Origin of the sequence: Achromobacter sp. SLBN-14, from assembly GCF_006715415.1 — a bacterium.
Lineage (GTDB): Bacteria > Pseudomonadota > Gammaproteobacteria > Burkholderiales > Burkholderiaceae_B > Achromobacter > Achromobacter mucicolens.
The window spans coordinates 4,417,367-4,433,496 of the sequence record NZ_VFNE01000001.1 but is presented as its reverse complement, the minus strand read 5'-3'; the positions used below and the strand labels follow the sequence as shown (position 1 = coordinate 4,433,496).

The following is a 16,130-nucleotide window of genomic DNA, read 5'->3' as shown; positions in this document are numbered from 1 at the left end:
TGATAACGGCGCGCGCCGTGGGGCATCACACGCGCGCCGCCCGCCTGAAACGCTCAGCGTACCGGCACGGTGTCCTTGTAAAGCACACCGTCCTTCATGATGACCAGGAAGTTTTTCTCCGGGTCACCGATCAGCGAGATGTCTTCAATGGGATTGCCATCGACCAGCAGCAGATCGGCAAGCGCTCCCTCGCGCACCACGCCCAGGTCGCCGCGGTAAGGATTGCGCTTGCCCGACAACTTGAGCAATTCGGCGTTCGTGCCGGTCGCCATCATGAGCGTCTGTGCCGGCGTGTACCACCGCGTGAGGCTGGCGAGGATCCTGCCCTGCTGCGCCGCCAGCTGGCTGGAAAAAAGGATGTCGGTGCCGAACGCCGTCTTCAGTTTGTACTTGATCGCCAGCTGATAGGTCCGGTCGGTGCCGGCAAAGACCTCCTGCGCTTTTTGCCATTGGTCCGAGCCGCGGGGAAAGGCGTCTGCCAGTTCGTCCGGAAAGGGCTGCGTGCTAAGCCATGCGCCCGATCGGGCCATCAGCTGCGCCGTTTCCTCGTCCATCATGCTGCCGTGCTCGATGCTCTGCACGCCCGCCTTGATGGCCCGCTGGATGGCGGTGGGCGTGTAGGCGTGCACCGCCACGTAGGTGCCCCAATCCGTCGCGGCCTCCACCGCCGCGCGAAGCTCGGGCTCGGTGAACGTCACGACGTCCAGCGGGCTGTGCGGCGACGACACGCCCCCACCGCCGGTCAGCTTGATCTGCGTCGCGCCCTGCATGAGTTGCTCGCGCGTGCGCAGGCGCACTTCGTCGGGGCTGTCGGCAATGGTGCTGTCGCCGGCCAGATCGTGCCGCGACGCTGGCGCCCCTAGCGTGCGCGGCAGGTCCGCCATCGAACGGAAATCGCCATGCCCGCTGGTCACGCTGATCATCGCGCCGGACGGGTAGATGCGTGGGCCCGGGATCACGCCCTGGTCCACCGCCTGCTTCAGGCTGAATGCCGAGCCGCCCAGGTCCCGCACCGTGGTGAAGCCGCGCATCAGCGTCTTGCCCGCCTCCACGCCCGCGACAATGTTCAGGTAGGTCGGATCCTGGGTCATCGCCACGGCCAGCGGCACGCCGACGAACATACTGTGCCAGTGCATGTCGATCAGCCCCGGCATCAGCGTGCGCCCGCCGCCGTCGATGACCCGCGCGCCGTCGGCCGGCACCTTGTCGCGCGACACCTTCTCGATGACGTTGCCGTGGACCAGCACGCTGCTCGCCGGACTCAGCTCGCCCGACACGCCGTCGAAGATGCGCACATTTTCGAAGAGGATCCGGGAATCGGCCGCGGCCTGCGCGCCCGGCGGCGGCGCCGCCTGGGCCGCGGGCAAGGAATGGGAATGCGCCGAAGCAGCCCCGAAAATCAGCAATGCCGCCGTGAATGCAATACCAGTCCTGACAACCATGATCGCGCCTCTGGGTAAGTCATCCGCCCTCAGGACGGAAACAGGATCGGGATCAGCAACACGCTGACCACCAGGGAAAACAAGGTCAATGGCGTTCCGATCTTCAAATAATCGGCAAAGCCAAAGCCCCCCGCCACGCTGACCAGCGCATTGGAAGGCGTGGACACCGGCGACATGAACGCCGCGGACGACGCGATGGCCACCGTCATCGCAAACGCGTAGGGCGAAGCATGCAGGCTTTCGGCGATGCTGATCGCCACGGGGCCCATCAGCACGGCAGTGGCCGTGCCCGACACCACCACGCCCAACGTGACGGTCGCCACGAACACCAGCGCCAGCTGTCCGTAGATGCCCCAGTCGCCCGAATAGTGCAGCAGGAACTGCGCGGCCATATCGACGCCGCCGCTGCGCTTGAGCGCCAGCGCAAAAGGCAGCATGCCCACGATCAGGATCAGCGCGCGCCAGTTGATCGACCGGTACGCCACGTCCAGCGTCACGCAGCCGAACAGGCCCATCATCAGGCCGCCGATCAGGCCCGCCATCACGTTGGGCACCCAGTCGGTCAGCATCAGGAACACGACCGTCGCCAGCGAGAACAGCGCGTGAAGGGCGCGATTGGGCACCGGCACCAGCGAATCGGCTTCGACCGGCATGGCCAGGCTGACCAGATCGTGCTCTTCGGCCTGCAGCGAGAAAATGCCTGCCCACGGGCCGACCACCAGCAGCGTGTCGCCCACGCGCATCTTTACATTCGGCAGGTCCCGCATGGCCTCCTTGCCGCGCCACAGGCCGACAACAAAGAGCCCGTGCCGCGCCAGCACCACGGATTCGCGGGCATTTGCGCCCTCCAGCCGCGACTCCGAGGGGATGATGACCTCCACCATGCCCACGTCGCGCGCCTGATCGGTGAAGTACACCCCGGACATCGCCAGCCGCTTGACCTGATGCCGGGCGCAGAATCCGTCGATGTCGAAACCCTCGGCGTCCATGTCCAGCAACAGGATGTCGCCCGCTTCCAGCACGTCGTCCGCCGTGGGGCGCATCACGGCCCGGGCGAAGCGCGAGTGCCGCTCGATGGCGATGACGAACGCCGCCTTGCCCAGTTCGCCCGCCCACATGCCAAGCTGACGCCCGGCCAGATCGGAATCGTCCTGCACCAGCAGGCGGCAGGCCCGGTTCTGCAGGGAATACTTGGTGGCCCAGTCGCCGAAGCTGGGCCGGTTCGCGGCGCGCGGCCCCTGGCCCGCGTCGATCAGATTGCGCGCAAACAGCATGTAGGCGATGCCGCCGGCCAGGACCACAATGCCGATCGGCGTGAAGTCAAAGAAGCGAAAGCCCTCGTAGCCCGCATAGCCCAGCGCGCTGTTGAGCACCAGGTTCGGCGTGGTTGCCACCAGCGTCAGCATGCCGCTCATGGCTGCCGCCGCGCCCATGGGCATCAGGATCCGGCGGCTGGCCATGCCGGACTTGCGCGCGATCCGCAGGACGATGGGAATGAAGATGGCGACCACGGCCGTGGAGCTCATCACCGCGCCCATCGAGCCGACGGCCCCCATCACCAGCAGCACCAGCCATCCCTCGCTCTTGCCGCCATGCCGCAGCAGCAGGTCGCCCACGGCCTGCGCGACGCCCGTGCGCACCAGCCCCTCGCCCACGACGAACAGGCAGGCGATCAGGATGATGTTGGGATTGGAGAATCCGTCCAGCGCCTCGCGGTAGGTCACCGTGCCGCTCAGGGGCAACAGCAGCATGACCAGCAGCGCCACGGCATCCGACCGGGGCCGCCCGATGACAAACAGCACGACAGCCGCGCAGAGGATGGTGAGGACGATTGCCAGTTCGCTGACCATTGCCGTGCGGCTCCTTCGCGTCCCTAGAACGCCGTGTTGCCCGTGCTGATCGCCCACACGCCGATGCCGCACGACACCAGCACCAGAATCAGGATCGGCCATTCATACGGGGCAAAGATGTTGCCGCGCTGCTCCCGGCGGGAGATCAGAAAGAGGATCGTGCCAGGCGCATAGATGACGCAAGACAGGACGAAATACCGGAAGCCGCCCGCATACACCAGCCCGGCCGCATAGACCGTGGCGGCCACCGCCAGCGCCAGCTCGACCTTGCGCCGCCCGCTCCAGCCGTTATAGGTTTCGCCGCGCACGGTCAGCATCAGCCCAAACGCGGCCACGAAGAAATACGGCATCAGGCTCATCGAACTGGCCATGTTCTTGAGCAGCACGAAGGTGTCTTCGGTAAAGAGCGTGACGATCAGAAAGAGCTGCACGATGCCGTTGCTGAGCCAGAGCGCGGCTGCCGGCACGCCGTGCCGGTTTTCGCGGCCCAGGAACGACGGCATGATGCCCGCGCCGGCCGCGGCGCGCAGCACTTCGGCCGCCAGCAGGATCCACGCCAGATAGGCGCCTGCCACCGACACCATCAGCCCCACGCTGACCAGCATGCTGCCCCACGGCCCGACCACCGCGCGCAACACGCCCGCCATGGACGGGTTGCGCAGCGCCGCGATCTCCGCGCGCGGCAGCACGCCGTACGACAGCATCGTCACCATCACCAGCAGCGCCAGCACCAGCAGAAAACCCACAATGGTCGCCACCGCCACGTCCTCGCGCCGCTTGGCGTAGCGCGAATAGACGCTGGCGCCCTCCACGCCCAGGAACACGAACACCGTGACCAGCATCGTGTTGCGCACCTGCTCGAAAAGACTGCCCTTGCCTTCACCGCTGAGCCCCTCGGCGATGTTCGCGCGCAGCACGTCCAGGTCGACGGCAAAGGCGGCAAAGACGATGAAGATCGCGATCGGGACGACCTTGGCGATGGTGACGACCGTGTTCATGCCGGCGGCCTGACGGATGCCGCGCAGGATCAGGAAATGGGTGGACCACAACAGCACCGAAGACACCAGCACCGCCGGCACGGTGTCGCCGTCGCCGAAAAATGGCAGCACGGCGCCCAGCGTTCCCTTGAAGATGACGAAGTAGCTGACGTTGCCCAGGCACGCGGCCGTCCAGTAGCCCAGCGCCGCCAGAAACCCCAGATACAGCCCGAAGCCGGCCTTGGCGTACGCGAAGATGCCCGTATCCAGATCGGGACGCCGGCGCGCCAGGAACTGGAAGACCATCGCCAGCGTCAACATGCCCGTGCCGGCGATGGCCCAGGCCACCAAGCCGCCCACCGGACCGGTATTGCGCGCAAACACGCTGGGCAGCGAAAAGATCCCCGCTCCCACCATCGAACCCACCACCATGGCGGCAAGCGCCATGCGAGAAAGTTTGGCAGTTTCCCCGCTCACGATCTTCTCCTGAAAGAGACCCAGTGCTTGCCCTGCCCGCGCAGCCGTCCCCCGCCGGGACGGCCGCGCGCGCCGATCCCCCGCTAGGCGGCATCCCGCGAGATCGGGCACGTCATGCAATGCCCGCCGCCGCGGCCCCGGCCCAGTTCCGCGCCGACGAAGGTGATGACCTCGATGCCCGCCTTGCGCAGCAGCGTGTTGGTGTAGACGTTCCGGTCATAGGCCAGCACCACCCCGGGCGAGATGCAGACCAGATTGGCGCCGCTGTCCCACTGCGTGCGCTCGCGGACATAGGCGTTGCCGCCGGTCTCGACCACGCGCATCTTCTTGACGCCCAGCGCCTCGCCGATCACGTCCACCAGCGAGCCCTTGTCCTTGTGCAGCTCCAGCGAGCCCGGCGTGTTGCCCGGCCGGTAGGAGAACGCCTGGACGTTGTTGACGATGTCGGGGTACATCAGCACGCAGTCACGGTCCGCGAAGGTCAGCACGGTATCCAGGTGCATGGCCGCCCGCAGCTTGGGCATGGCCGCCACGATCACCCGGTCGGCCGCGTTCTTGGCAAAGAGCGTGGCCGCCAGCTGGCTGATGGCCTGGCGCGACGTGCGTTCGCTCATGCCGATCATCACCGTGCGGTTGCCGATCGGCATGACGTCGCCGCCTTCCAGCGTGGCCAGCCCGTGGTCGGCCGTGGGATCGCCCCACCAGACGTTCACCTTGCCGGCAAAGCGCGGATGGAACTTGTAGATGGACGACGTCAGGATCGTCTCTTCGTGCCGCGCGGGCCAGTAAAGCGGATTGAGCGTCACGCCGCCGTAGATCCAGCAGGTCGTGTCACGCGTGTACAGCGTGTTGGGCAGCGGCGGCAGCAGGTATTCCGTGACGCCCGCGGCCTCCTTGATCAGCATGAGCTGTTCGCCGCCCACCGACTCGGGAAACTCGTCGGTCGACAGCCCCCCGATCAGCGTCTCGGCGAGCTTGCGCGGCGCCAGCCCGTCCAGGTAGCTGCGGATCTCATCGAGCAATCCCAGCCCGACCTGGTTCGCCACCACCTGGTTGTCCAGGATCCACTTCTTTGCTTCGGGTATCGCGACCGTTTCGGCCAGCAGGTTGTGCATTTCCAGCACGTCCACGCCGCGGTCCCGCATCTTGGTCATGAAGTCGAAATGGTCCCGCTTGGCGTTGTCGACCCACATGACGTCGTCGAACAGCAAAGCATCGCAATTGGAGGGCGTCAATCTTTCGTGGGCGCGTCCTGGCGCGCAGACCATCACCGTGCGCAATTGCCCGACTTCTGAATGGACTCCAAATTCCTCGGTATCAGCCATGACTAGCTCCCAGACGTTAAATGGCGATCCAGCCGTAGATCAGGCCGACGATGGCGGCCAAAGCTCCGACGCATGCCACGATGAATACGACCAACTCCCAACCTGTGAAGAACGACCTGCCCTGCTCGCGCCGGGCCCAGAAGTACAGGACAGACCCGGGCGCGTACAACAGCGCCGACAGCAGCAGGAATTTCAATCCGCCGGCGAGAATCATGAACACGGTGTAGATGGCCGCGATGCTGGCAAGCGTCAGATCGCGCTTGCGGTCCTTGCCGTCGACATACGTCTCGCCGCGCTTGGCAAGCTGCCAGCCGAAGCCGGCGACCAGCAGGTAGGGGATCAACGACATCGCGCTGGTCAGGCTCAGCATCAGCGCAAAGGCGTCGCGCGACCAGTACGTACTGATGACGAAAAGCTGCACGATGATGTTGGTCACCCACAGGGCCACGACCGGCACGCCGTTCTTGTTCTCGCGGGCGAACGCGCGCGGCATGTCTTCGTTCTTGGAAGCCGCGTGCATCACTTCCGCGCAGATCAGCGACCAGGCCAGATAGGCGCCCAGCACCGAGATCAACAGCCCCACGCTGACGAATACCGCGCCCCACGGACCCACCACCGATTCCAGCACGCCGGCCATCGACGGCTGGCGCAGCCCGGCGATGTCGCTCTGCTGCATGACCGCATAGGGCAGCAGCGACACCAGCACCATCAGCAGCAACGCCGTCACAAAGCCGATCAGCGTGGCCACCCCCACGTCCGAGCGCTTGGACGCGAACCGCGAGTACACGCTTGCGCCCTCGATCCCCAGGAATACGAAGACGGTCACCAGCATGGTTCTGCGCACCTGCTCGAACAGGCTGTAGCCGCTCATTTCGCCCCAGAAGTTGATGCGGAACAGGTCGACCTTGAACGCCACGAACAGCACGACGATGAACACCAGGATCGGAATGATCTTGGCGACCGTCACGACCGCGTTGATGAACGCCGCCTGCTGCACGCCGCGCAGGATCATGAAGTGAAACAGCCAGATCCCCACCGATGCCACCGCGATCGCGATGACGGTGTTGCCGTCTCCGAAAATGGGAAAGAAGGCGCCGAGCGTGGACTTGATCAGCACCCAGTACGACACGTTGCCGATGCAACTGCCGATCCAGTAGCCAAACGCGGACAGAAAGCCCATATAGTTGCCAAAGCCCGCCTTGGCGTACGCAAAGACGCCCGCGTCCATGTCGGGTTTGCGCTCGGCCAGCGCCTGGAACACGCGCGCCAGCGTGTACATGCCCGCCCCCGCGATAATCCACGCGATCACCGCGCCGACGACGCCCGTCGCCCCGCCAAAGGTCCTGGGCAGCGAGAAAATCCCGGCGCCGATCATCGACCCCACCACCATGCCGGTCAAGGCAAGCAATCCAAGCTTCTTGGGAGTACTGCTTTCCATCATGCACCTCCAGTAATGAGCAAAGACGTGAGCGGGTCGGCCAGCTTGCCGGGCGTGGCCCGGACCGGCCGGCTCAGCTGCGGGCAACGCGTGAACTGCGGCCTGCGCCGTACACGGTGGTCATCGTGATAAGTAGGGGCACGCCAATGAACGTGCCCGGAATGCCCCACACAAACCCCCAGAAAAAAACAGCAAACATCACCATCAGCGGCGATAGCGCAAACGCGCTGCCGGCAAGCCTGGGCTCCAGATAACAGCCGTAGACGATCTGGATGCAGTTCAGGACGACGAGCACCGCAATGCTGGTCTGCAGCGATCCCACCTGCACGAATGCGAAGAAAGCCGGAAACACCGTCGCCACCAGCGGCCCGAGAAACGGGATGTAGTTCAGCAGGAACGCGAGCCCGCCCCAGGCGGTCGCCAGTTCCAGGCCGGCATAGATCGCAAACAGCCAGACCGTCACGCCCGTCAGCACGCTTGCGATCGTGCGGATCACCATGTACCAGCGCAGCTTGGCGGCAACCTCGCGCCCGATCGCCATCCAGCGCTGCGCCCGGGCCTCGCCCAGCAGGCGGATCAGCCGCGCTGGCGCCTCGTCAAGCTCGAACAGGCCCAGCGCAATGAAGACAAAGGCGATGAAAATCATGCCCAGCATGCTGTTGATCCGCAGCGCCACCTCCTGGATCGCCCGCACCAGCCACGACACGTTGAAGCTGTCCTGGAACATCTGGATCGCCATCGCGCCATGCGGGTGCAGCGTTTCGGTCTCCAGCGTGAACAGACGCTGGAAGCGCGCGGCATTGGCCATGACCCACTGCGCGACCAGGCTGAAGCCCCAGGCCGCCAGCGACAGGAACACCACCGACACGACCACCGTGACCACCAGCGCCAGGATCGCGGCCAGCGGCGCCGGCATCCTGCGGCCCAGGTACTGGCGCAGCGGCGCAACCAGGCAGATGACGAACAACGCAAACGCCAACGGCACGAAGATCGGGCTGGCCAAATACAGCAGGCCGAGCAGCAGGAGGGCAAAGATGCCGGACATTGCGAAGGACGTCATCGTGGTATCACCCCATCAACGCGCTTGACCAGATAGGCATAGAACGGATTGGAGGTCAGCCGGGTCAACGTGTCCATGCCGATCACGAAGGCGCCGACTTCGCCGCGCATGGACATGGCGCCCAGGCTGATGCCAAATTCTTCGATGTTGTCCGGATGCGTGCCGTACAGCGCGTCGTCGGTCGGGAACGGCAGCGCAACGTGCGACAGCGAATAGACCTCGCGCGGATAGTCCATGCCGATGGCCCGTTCCACGACGGCGGTGGCGTTCGGCTCAATGACGCGCTCGATCATGGCGCTTGACGTGGGGCTGGCGTTGGTGACGAGCGTCAGGCGATAGTTGCGCTTTTCGCCGGGCAGCGTGCCCGCCAGTTGCCAGGCGACACCGCGCCGGAACAGCGGCCCAAGCTTGGTAGCCCGGTTCAGGTCGAACAGCACCAGGTCGCTGCCGTTGGCCGGCAGCCGCGCATACAGCGCGTTGATCAGCGCGCGCGTGCTGACGGTGAAATCCAGCACGGAGTGGAACGTGATGATGGGCGGCAACCGTTCCAGGCCGCCCGCGCGCTGCTGCGCGACCAGCCTGTCCTGCAGCGTCTGCGTCAGCTCGAACGACTGGCGGGCCGCGTGGACGGGGAAAGAGTTGTACTTGAAGGGATTGAACTCCGGCACGATGCTCAGCCACGCGGCCTTGGCAAACGCGGGCAGGATGGCCGGCAGGCCCGCCAAGCCCGCGAAGCGCGCAAACGACGTGATGCCGACCATCGGCGAGATCAGCACCAGGCGGTCGGGCTTGTCGAGTTTGGGGTTGTCCAGCGCATCCAGCGCGTGCATCAGCGCCAACGCCCCGCCATTGGAAAAGCCCACCATGTGCAGCGGTTTGGGCGCCGGCACGCGGCGGCGGGCTTCGCGCACGGCCAGGCGCGTGGCCGCCGCCCAGTCTTCCCAATGCGCGTCCGTCAGCCCGCCGGGCACTGTGCCGTGGCCCGGCATCCGGATGGCGATCGCCACGTAGCCGACGGATTGGTAATGGGCGGCGACGTGGCGCAGGCTGTAAGGCGAATCCGTCAGGCCATGCAGCAGCACGGCCACGCCCCGCGGTTCGCCCGCCGGCAGCAGCATGAACGACCGGTTCCAGTCATGCGCGAAATGCTCGGGGTACACCTTCGCGTCCGCGAAATAGCGGTTGCTGTCCACCTTGTCCTCCGGCAGCAGCTTGTCGCCCACGTTCTGCCTGACCAGCGCAAAAAGCTGATCCTCATGCGCCAGGTAATCGTCCCAGGTGCTGCGGTCCAGCCGCTCGGCGTCCAGTTCCTGCGGCACATATGTGTGCCACGCCGCCAGCGGCGGCCCCTGCTGGATGTCGTACAGGCGCACGCCCATGAGCGTGAAGACGACCAGCAACGCCACCCCGGCCACGATGAACAAGGCCTTGCGCAGCCGGCGCCACCGCGGGCGCTGGACGGCGTCGGTGGGCTTGCCGGTGTTCACTGCGCGGCTCCCGAGGAGGAAGAATCTGCCCCCGCCGGCAGAACGGGCGTGGACGTGGTGCCCGCCGCGGGCGGCGCGTCCGCCATGACCACTTCCGGCTGCTCGTCCCCGCCGCCCAGCGCCACGTACAGCGACACGCCGTTCTGCAATTGCGAGGCCCGCAGCGTCAGCATCTGCTGCTCCGCATTGAACAGGCCGCGCCGCGCATCGACGACTTCCAGATAGATGGAGATGCCGTTCATGTAGCGCAACTCGGCGGTTTCAGCCAGCCGGCGCTGCGCCTGGATCGCCGTCTCCTGCGCGGCGACCTGTTCCTGGAAGCGCTTGCGGTTTTCCAGCGCGGTCGCCACTTCGCTGAACGCGGTCTGCACCGTCTTGCGGTAATTGGCGACCAGCTCGTCGCGCTGCGCCGTGGCCAGGTCAACCGCCGCCCGCCGCTGCCCGTAGTCGAAGATCGGCCACCCTATCCCCGCGCCGATGTTCCAGATCTGGCTGGGCGAGGAGAACAGGTCCGACAGCTCGGTGGACGCGTAGCCCAGCGATCCGGTCAGCGCAATGCGCGGAAAGAGTGCCGCGCGCGCCGCGCCGATGTTGGCATTGGCGCTGCGCAGGCGGTTCTCTGCCTGCCGGATGTCCGGCCTGACCACCAGCAGCGAAGACGGCAATCCGGGGCTAAGCGCATCGAACTGCCCTGCGGCCTCGATGGGCTGGCCGGCGGCCATCTCCTGCTGCAGGTCTTCGCCGACCAGCACCCACAGCCGGTTCCAATGCCCCGCCGTGGCGCGCTGCCATTCGGCAAGCTGGGTCTGCGCCTGGGTCAGCAGGATGGCGGACTGCTCGAAGTCGACGCGCGACGTGACGCCAGCGTCCAGGCGGTCCTTGGCCACGCGAAGCGCATAGCTGCGCGTCTCCACCGTGCGCTGCGCCAGCGCGATGCCCTCTTCGCCTGCCTGGGCGTCGTAATAGGTCGAGGCCACGTTTGCGATCAGCGACAGGCGGAACGCGCGCCGGCCTTCCACCGTCGCCAGGTACTGCTGCAACGCCGAGGCGGTCATATTGCGCACCCGCCCCCAGAAGTCCAGCTCAAACGACGAGACCATCACCTGCGCGTTGAACTGATTGAATTGCACGGTCTGCCGTGACCCGGCCAGCGCCGGGTCCAGCACGGTCAGCGGCTGCTGGTTGCGCGACGCCGCCGCGCCGGCGTCCAGTTGCGGCAGCTGATTGGCGCGCTCGATGCGGTAGAACGCGCGGGCCTGCTCGATCCGGGCCGTGGCCGCTGCCAGGTCCTGGTTCAGCTCCAGCGACCGTGCAATCAGGCGCTTGAGCTGCGCATCCCCAAAGAACTGCTCCCAGGTCACGTCCTGCGCCGCCTTGGCATCCGGGGGGACCTCGCCCGGGAACATGGCGGGCGTGGCCACTTCGGGCCGGCGGTGCTCGGGCGCAAAATTGCACGCGGACAGCCCACCGATAAGCAGCGCGGCGGCGGCAAGGCGGGCGGGGGTCATGGATTCTCTCCCCGCTCTTCGGCCTTGGCCGGACCGCTCTCGCCAGGCTTGGGCGCAGGTTTCCGGGGCCCGGACCAGCGCCGCGCCACCATGTAGAAAAGTGGCGTGAAGAACACCCCGAACAGCGTGGCGGTCAGCATGCTGCCCATCACGCTGGTGCCCACCGCCTGCCGGCTGGCCGCGCCCGCGCCGGTCGCCAGCACCAGCGGCAGCATGCCCAGCACGAAGGTGACGCTGGTCATGATGATGGGCCGCAGGCGCTGGCGGGCCGCATCGACCACCGCTTCCTTGCGGTCGCGGCCTTCAAGCTCCTCTTTCAGCGCGAATTCCACGATCAGGATGCCGTTCTTGGCGGCCAGCCCGATGATGGTCACCAGCCCGATGTTGAAGTAAATGTCCGCCGACATGCCGCGCCCCAACGTGAATGCGGCGGCGCCCAGGATGCCAAAGGGCAGGATCAGCAGCACCGACACCGGCACGGACCAGCTTTCGTACAGCGCGGACAGCAGCAGGAACACCACGACCAGCGACAGGGCCAGCAGCAACGCCACCTGGTTGCCCGCCTGCTGTTCCTCGTACGCCGTCCCCGTCCACTCGTAGGTGATCCCTTGCGGCAGGACCCGCGCGGCGATGGCCTCCATTTCGGCCAGCGCCACGCCGCTGGAGCGGCCCGCCGCGGCTTCGCCCGAAATCGTGATGGAGGGAAAGCCGTTGTAGCGTTCCAGCTGCTGCGGACCGTCGATCCAGCGCATTCGCGAAAACGCCGAGAACGGCACCATCTCGCCACGGGCGTTCGGCAACTGCAAGGCGGCGATGTCCTGCGGCTGCATGCGCTGGTCGGCTTCGGCCTGGATGAACACGCGTTGCACCGACCCATCGTGCAGGAAGTCGTTGACGTAGTTCGAGCCGAACGCCAGCGTCAGCGCCTGGTTGACCTGTGCCACCTGCAGTCCCAGCGCGCGGGCATGCACGCGGTCGATCTCGACATACAGGCGGGGTCCCGGCGGCATGCCGTCCAGCCGCACGCCCGTCAGCAGGGGACTGGCCGCGGCGGCCGCGATCATCGCCGCGCCCGTGGCGGCAAGACCCGCGCCACCCTGCGCCGTGCGGTCCTGCACTTTCATGGAAAAGCCCGACGCGTTGCCCATCGACGGGATCGGCGGCGGATTGAGCGCAAAGATCATCGCCTGGGGAATCTGCCGGAAGGCCAGGTTACTGCGCCCGACCAGCGCATCGACCGCCTTGCTGCGATCCGTGCGCTCGCTCCACGGGTACAGGTCCACGAACGACAGCGCGGCCGTCTGCCCCTGGCCGAAGAAGTTGAACCCGACCACCGACGCCACGTTGCGCACGGCAGGCTGCTCACGCAGCAGGCTTTCGGCCTGTTGCACGGCCACCTCGGTCTGGTCGGCCGTGGTGCCGGGCGCGCCGGTGTACGACACGAAGAAATAGCCCTGGTCTTCCAGCGGCAGGTAGCCGCCCGGCAAGCGCGAGAACAAGAAGATCGTCAGGCCGCACACGCCCAGGAAGATCAGCATCCAGCGCAGCGGCCGCACCAGCATGTGCTCGACCGCCCGCACGTACTGGCGCGTCATGGCGTCAAAGCCCGCGTTGAACTTGTCGAACACCCATTGCTTGGCCTTGGACACCCGTCCCTTCGGCGGTTTGCCGTCCGGCAGCTTGAGCAGCGTTGCGCACAACGCGGCGCCCAGCGACAGCGCCAGCACGGTGGACACGACGATGGCGACCGACAGGGTGATGGAGAACTGGCGGTAGATCGCGCCGCTGGACCCCGGAAACATCGCCATCGGCACGAACACCGCCACCAGCACCAGCGTGCTGGCGATGATCGGCCCCCACACCTGGCCGACCGCCTTGCGCGTGGCCTCCGGCGCGGAGAGCTTTTCGTCCTGCATGATGCGGGCCACGTTCTCGGACACCACGATCGCGTCGTCGTTCAACACGCCGATCGCCACCACCATGCCAAACAGCGACAGCAGGTTGATGGATGCGCCAAACAGGAACAGGCCCGCGCAGGTGCCGATCAGCGCAATCGGCACGATCAGCGTCGGGATCAGCGTGCTGCGCCAGCTTTGCAGGAACAGGAACACCATCGCCGTGACCAGCAGCAGCGCCTCCACCATGGTTACCAGCACCGAACTGATCGAGGTCGTGATGAAGGGCGTGGTGTCGAACGGCACCGTCCAGCCGACGCCCGCCGGAAAGACCGATTCCAGCTCCGTCATGCGTTGGCGGACCTGGCGCGCGACGTCCAGCGCGTTCGCGTCATTGGCCAGCTGGATGGCGATGCCGGCGGCCTCCTTGCCGTTGACGCTGAGGCGGAAGTTGTAGCTTTCGTTGCCCAGTTCCACCCGCGCCACGTCGCCCAACCGCACGAGCGAGCCGTCGTTGTTCACGCGCAGGATGACCTGGCGGAACTGCTCGGGCGTGGAAAAACGGCTCTGCGCGACGATCTGCGCGTTGAAGTCCGCGCCGCGCGCCAGCGGCAGGTCGCCCAGCGAACCGCCGATCGTCTGCGCGTTCTGCTCCTGCACCGCGCGCATCGCGTCGCTGGCCGACATCTGAAAACTCGCCAGCTTGCGCTCGTCCAGCCAGATCCGCATGGCGTAAGACGAGCCAAACAGCTGCACATCGCCCACGCCACGGATGCGGCGCAGCTCATTCAGGATGTTGTTGGACGCGAAATTGCCCATCTCGACGGCGCTGACGTTGCCGCTTTCGGACTGCAATGCCAGCAGCATCAGGAAGCCGGATGACGCCTTGGTCACGGCCACGCCCAACTGGCGCACCTCTTGCGGCAGCCGCGGCTCGACCCGGCTCAGGCGGTCCTGCACCTGGCTGCGCGCCACGTCCAGGTCCGTGCCCGGCTCCAGCGTCACCGTAATCTGCGCCGTGCCGTTGGCGCGGCTGACCGACGCCATGTACAGGAAGTTGTCGACCCCGTTCATTTCCTCCTCGATGATGGAGGTGACGGTGCGATCGATGGTGGTGGTATCGGCGCCCCGGAAGGTCGCCTGGATGGTGATCGAAGGCGGCGCGATATTCGGGTACTGCTCGACGGGCAGCAGCACCACCGAGATCAGGCCGAACAACAGGACGAAAAGCGCCACTACCCAGGCGAATACCGGCCGCAACACGAAGAATGAACCCATGGCCGGCTCCGTCAGGGTTTCGCGGCTTGCTGTTCGACTGGATCGACCTGCTGACCGGGCCTGATTCTGTGCCAGCCGTCCACCACCACCCGCTCTCCGGGTTCAAGGCCGCTACGCACCAGCCAGTTGCCGGCGACCTGCTCGCCGACCTGGATTTGTTTAGGCACCGCCGTATCGCCCGGCCCGATGACGAACACGGTGGCCGTGTCGCCGTTCAACCGCGCGGCCCGCGCCGGGATCAGGATGCCCTCCTTGCGCACGCCCACCAGGATCTGCCCGGTCACGAACTGCCCCGGCAGCAGTTCCCGCTTGGCGTTGTCAAAGCGGGCACGTATGGTCTGAGCGCCGGTCGTCCGGTCCACGCTCAGGTCCGCAAAGTCGACGACGCCCGTTTCGCCGAACTCGCGGCCATTGGCCAGCATAAGACGCACCGGAAATGTGTTGCCCGCCGTGGCCAGCGCGCCCGAGCGCGCGTAGTCGGTCAGGTCCATGATGGCGGTGTTGGATTTGGTGAACGTGGCGCTGATCGGCGAAAGCTGGTTGACCTGCGCCAGCAGCGTTGCGCCGGATGCGCTGACCAGCGCCCCTTCCGTGACCAGCGCGCGTCCCACCCGCCCGGCGATGGGCGCCCTGACCGTGCAACGGTCCAGGCGCAACTGCGCCAGCGTGACCGCGGCCTGCGCATCGGCGACATTGGCCTGCGCCTGGCCCAGGGCGGCGAGCGCCGCCTCGTACTCCTGTGCGCTGACCGCCTGGCGCTGCACCAGCGGGCGGAACCGCTCGGTGACCGAGCGCGCGTTCTTCTGCACGGCCTGTGCGCGCTGCAGCATGGCATTGGCCTGCGCCAGCTGCGCCTTGTAGTCGCTCGGGTCGATCTGGAACAGCGGGTCGCCGGCCTCTACGTCGCTGCCCTCGGTGTACAGCAGCTTCTCAACGATGCCATCCACGCGCGCCCGCACTTCGGCCGTGCGGATGGGTTCGATCCGGCCCGGCAGATCCACGTTCAGATCGACCGGCTGGCTCCCCACGGTCATCACGAAAACCTTTACGGGCGCCAGGGGGACGGCAGCCGCATCGTTCCGGTCCCCACACCCCGCCAACACCATCGTCCAAGCACTCAACGCATACAACACGACACGACGGACATTGCTGCTCGCTTGCATCATCCCCTACTCCCAGGCGGTCGGACTCAAGGTCCCACTTCCCTCTCCCCCCACCGGTGGAAAGGGCCCAGCTCGGACAGCTCAATGGCGCGGCGGGTGCGCCGGTTCAGCGTATTTATTGTGGATTACGGGCGCGACGCGGCGCAAAGGGAATAACGCGCCGGAAAAGGGAGGAGGGCCCGATCGGGAAACAACCGATCCAGGAAGAACCTGCCCAACTGGGCAAGGCC

At 66.3% G+C, this 16,130-nt stretch carries 10 protein-coding genes; all 10 read right to left on the bottom strand.

The window, feature by feature from the left end; all coding sequences use genetic code 11:
- Positions 1-53: 53 nt before the first annotated feature.
- Positions 54-1,442: an amidohydrolase family protein gene (locus FBY20_RS20155; protein WP_233462066.1), complete on the bottom strand. Its 1,389-nt coding sequence runs from the start codon at positions 1,440-1,442 to the stop codon at positions 54-56.
- Positions 1,443-1,471: 29 nt separating this feature from the next.
- A complete protein-coding gene (locus FBY20_RS20150; protein ID WP_062842120.1) occupies positions 1,472-3,292 on the bottom strand; it encodes an SLC13 family permease in 1,821 nt (606 codons plus the stop codon).
- 23 nt (positions 3,293-3,315) lie between these two features.
- A complete protein-coding gene (locus FBY20_RS20145) occupies positions 3,316-4,746 on the bottom strand; it encodes a basic amino acid/polyamine antiporter (RefSeq protein WP_223576324.1) in 1,431 nt (476 codons plus the stop codon).
- A gap of 83 nt (positions 4,747-4,829) precedes the next feature.
- Positions 4,830-6,071 (bottom strand): arginine deiminase, encoded by a 1,242-nt coding sequence (arcA, locus tag FBY20_RS20140; protein ID WP_056323362.1) that lies wholly within the window; start codon positions 6,069-6,071, stop codon positions 4,830-4,832.
- Between the two features lie 16 nt (positions 6,072-6,087).
- Positions 6,088-7,509 carry a basic amino acid/polyamine antiporter gene (locus tag FBY20_RS20135; protein WP_142054199.1) on the bottom strand — a complete coding sequence of 474 codons (1,422 nt, stop codon included), beginning with the start codon at positions 7,507-7,509 and terminating at the stop codon, positions 6,088-6,090.
- A gap of 73 nt (positions 7,510-7,582) precedes the next feature.
- On the bottom strand, positions 7,583-8,569 hold the full coding sequence (locus FBY20_RS20130) for an AI-2E family transporter (protein WP_056323357.1): 987 nt from the start codon (positions 8,567-8,569) through the stop codon (positions 7,583-7,585).
- Positions 8,566-10,056, bottom strand: coding sequence for a carboxylesterase (locus FBY20_RS20125; RefSeq protein WP_222119276.1), 1,491 nt, complete (start codon positions 10,054-10,056; stop codon positions 8,566-8,568). The genes FBY20_RS20130 and FBY20_RS20125 overlap by 4 nt, the downstream gene beginning before the upstream one ends.
- Positions 10,053-11,564, bottom strand: coding sequence for an efflux transporter outer membrane subunit (locus tag FBY20_RS20120; RefSeq protein WP_142054197.1), 1,512 nt, complete (start codon positions 11,562-11,564; stop codon positions 10,053-10,055). Before FBY20_RS20120 ends, FBY20_RS20125 begins: the two co-directional genes overlap by 4 nt.
- Positions 11,561-14,737, bottom strand: coding sequence for a multidrug efflux RND transporter permease subunit (locus FBY20_RS20115; protein WP_142054195.1), 3,177 nt, complete (start codon positions 14,735-14,737; stop codon positions 11,561-11,563). The genes FBY20_RS20120 and FBY20_RS20115 overlap by 4 nt, the downstream gene beginning before the upstream one ends.
- Before the next feature lie 11 nt (positions 14,738-14,748).
- Positions 14,749-15,771, bottom strand: coding sequence for an efflux RND transporter periplasmic adaptor subunit (locus tag FBY20_RS20110; protein ID WP_230965040.1), 1,023 nt, complete (start codon positions 15,769-15,771; stop codon positions 14,749-14,751).
- Between the last annotated feature and the right edge of the window lie 359 nt (positions 15,772-16,130).

What these genes read in the sequence shown, in the direction of transcription:
- FBY20_RS20155 (WP_233462066.1), bottom strand. Translation starts at nt 1,442, where the DNA reads ATGGTTGTCAGGACTGGTATTGCATTCACGGCGGCATTGCTGATTTTC.
- FBY20_RS20150 (WP_062842120.1), bottom strand. Translation starts at nt 3,292, where the DNA reads ATGGTCAGCGAACTGGCAATCGTCCTCACCATCCTCTGCGCGGCTGTC.
- arcA (WP_056323362.1), bottom strand. Translation starts at nt 6,071, where the DNA reads ATGGCTGATACCGAGGAATTTGGAGTCCATTCAGAAGTCGGGCAATTG.
- FBY20_RS20135 (WP_142054199.1), bottom strand. Translation starts at nt 7,509, where the DNA reads ATGGAAAGCAGTACTCCCAAGAAGCTTGGATTGCTTGCCTTGACCGGC.
- FBY20_RS20130 (WP_056323357.1), bottom strand. Translation starts at nt 8,569, where the DNA reads ATGACGTCCTTCGCAATGTCCGGCATCTTTGCCCTCCTGCTGCTCGGC.
- FBY20_RS20120 (WP_142054197.1), bottom strand. Translation starts at nt 11,564, where the DNA reads ATGACCCCCGCCCGCCTTGCCGCCGCCGCGCTGCTTATCGGTGGGCTG.
- FBY20_RS20115 (WP_142054195.1), bottom strand. Translation starts at nt 14,737, where the DNA reads ATGGGTTCATTCTTCGTGTTGCGGCCGGTATTCGCCTGGGTAGTGGCG.
- FBY20_RS20110 (WP_230965040.1), bottom strand. Translation starts at nt 15,771, where the DNA reads ATGACCGTGGGGAGCCAGCCGGTCGATCTGAACGTGGATCTGCCGGGC.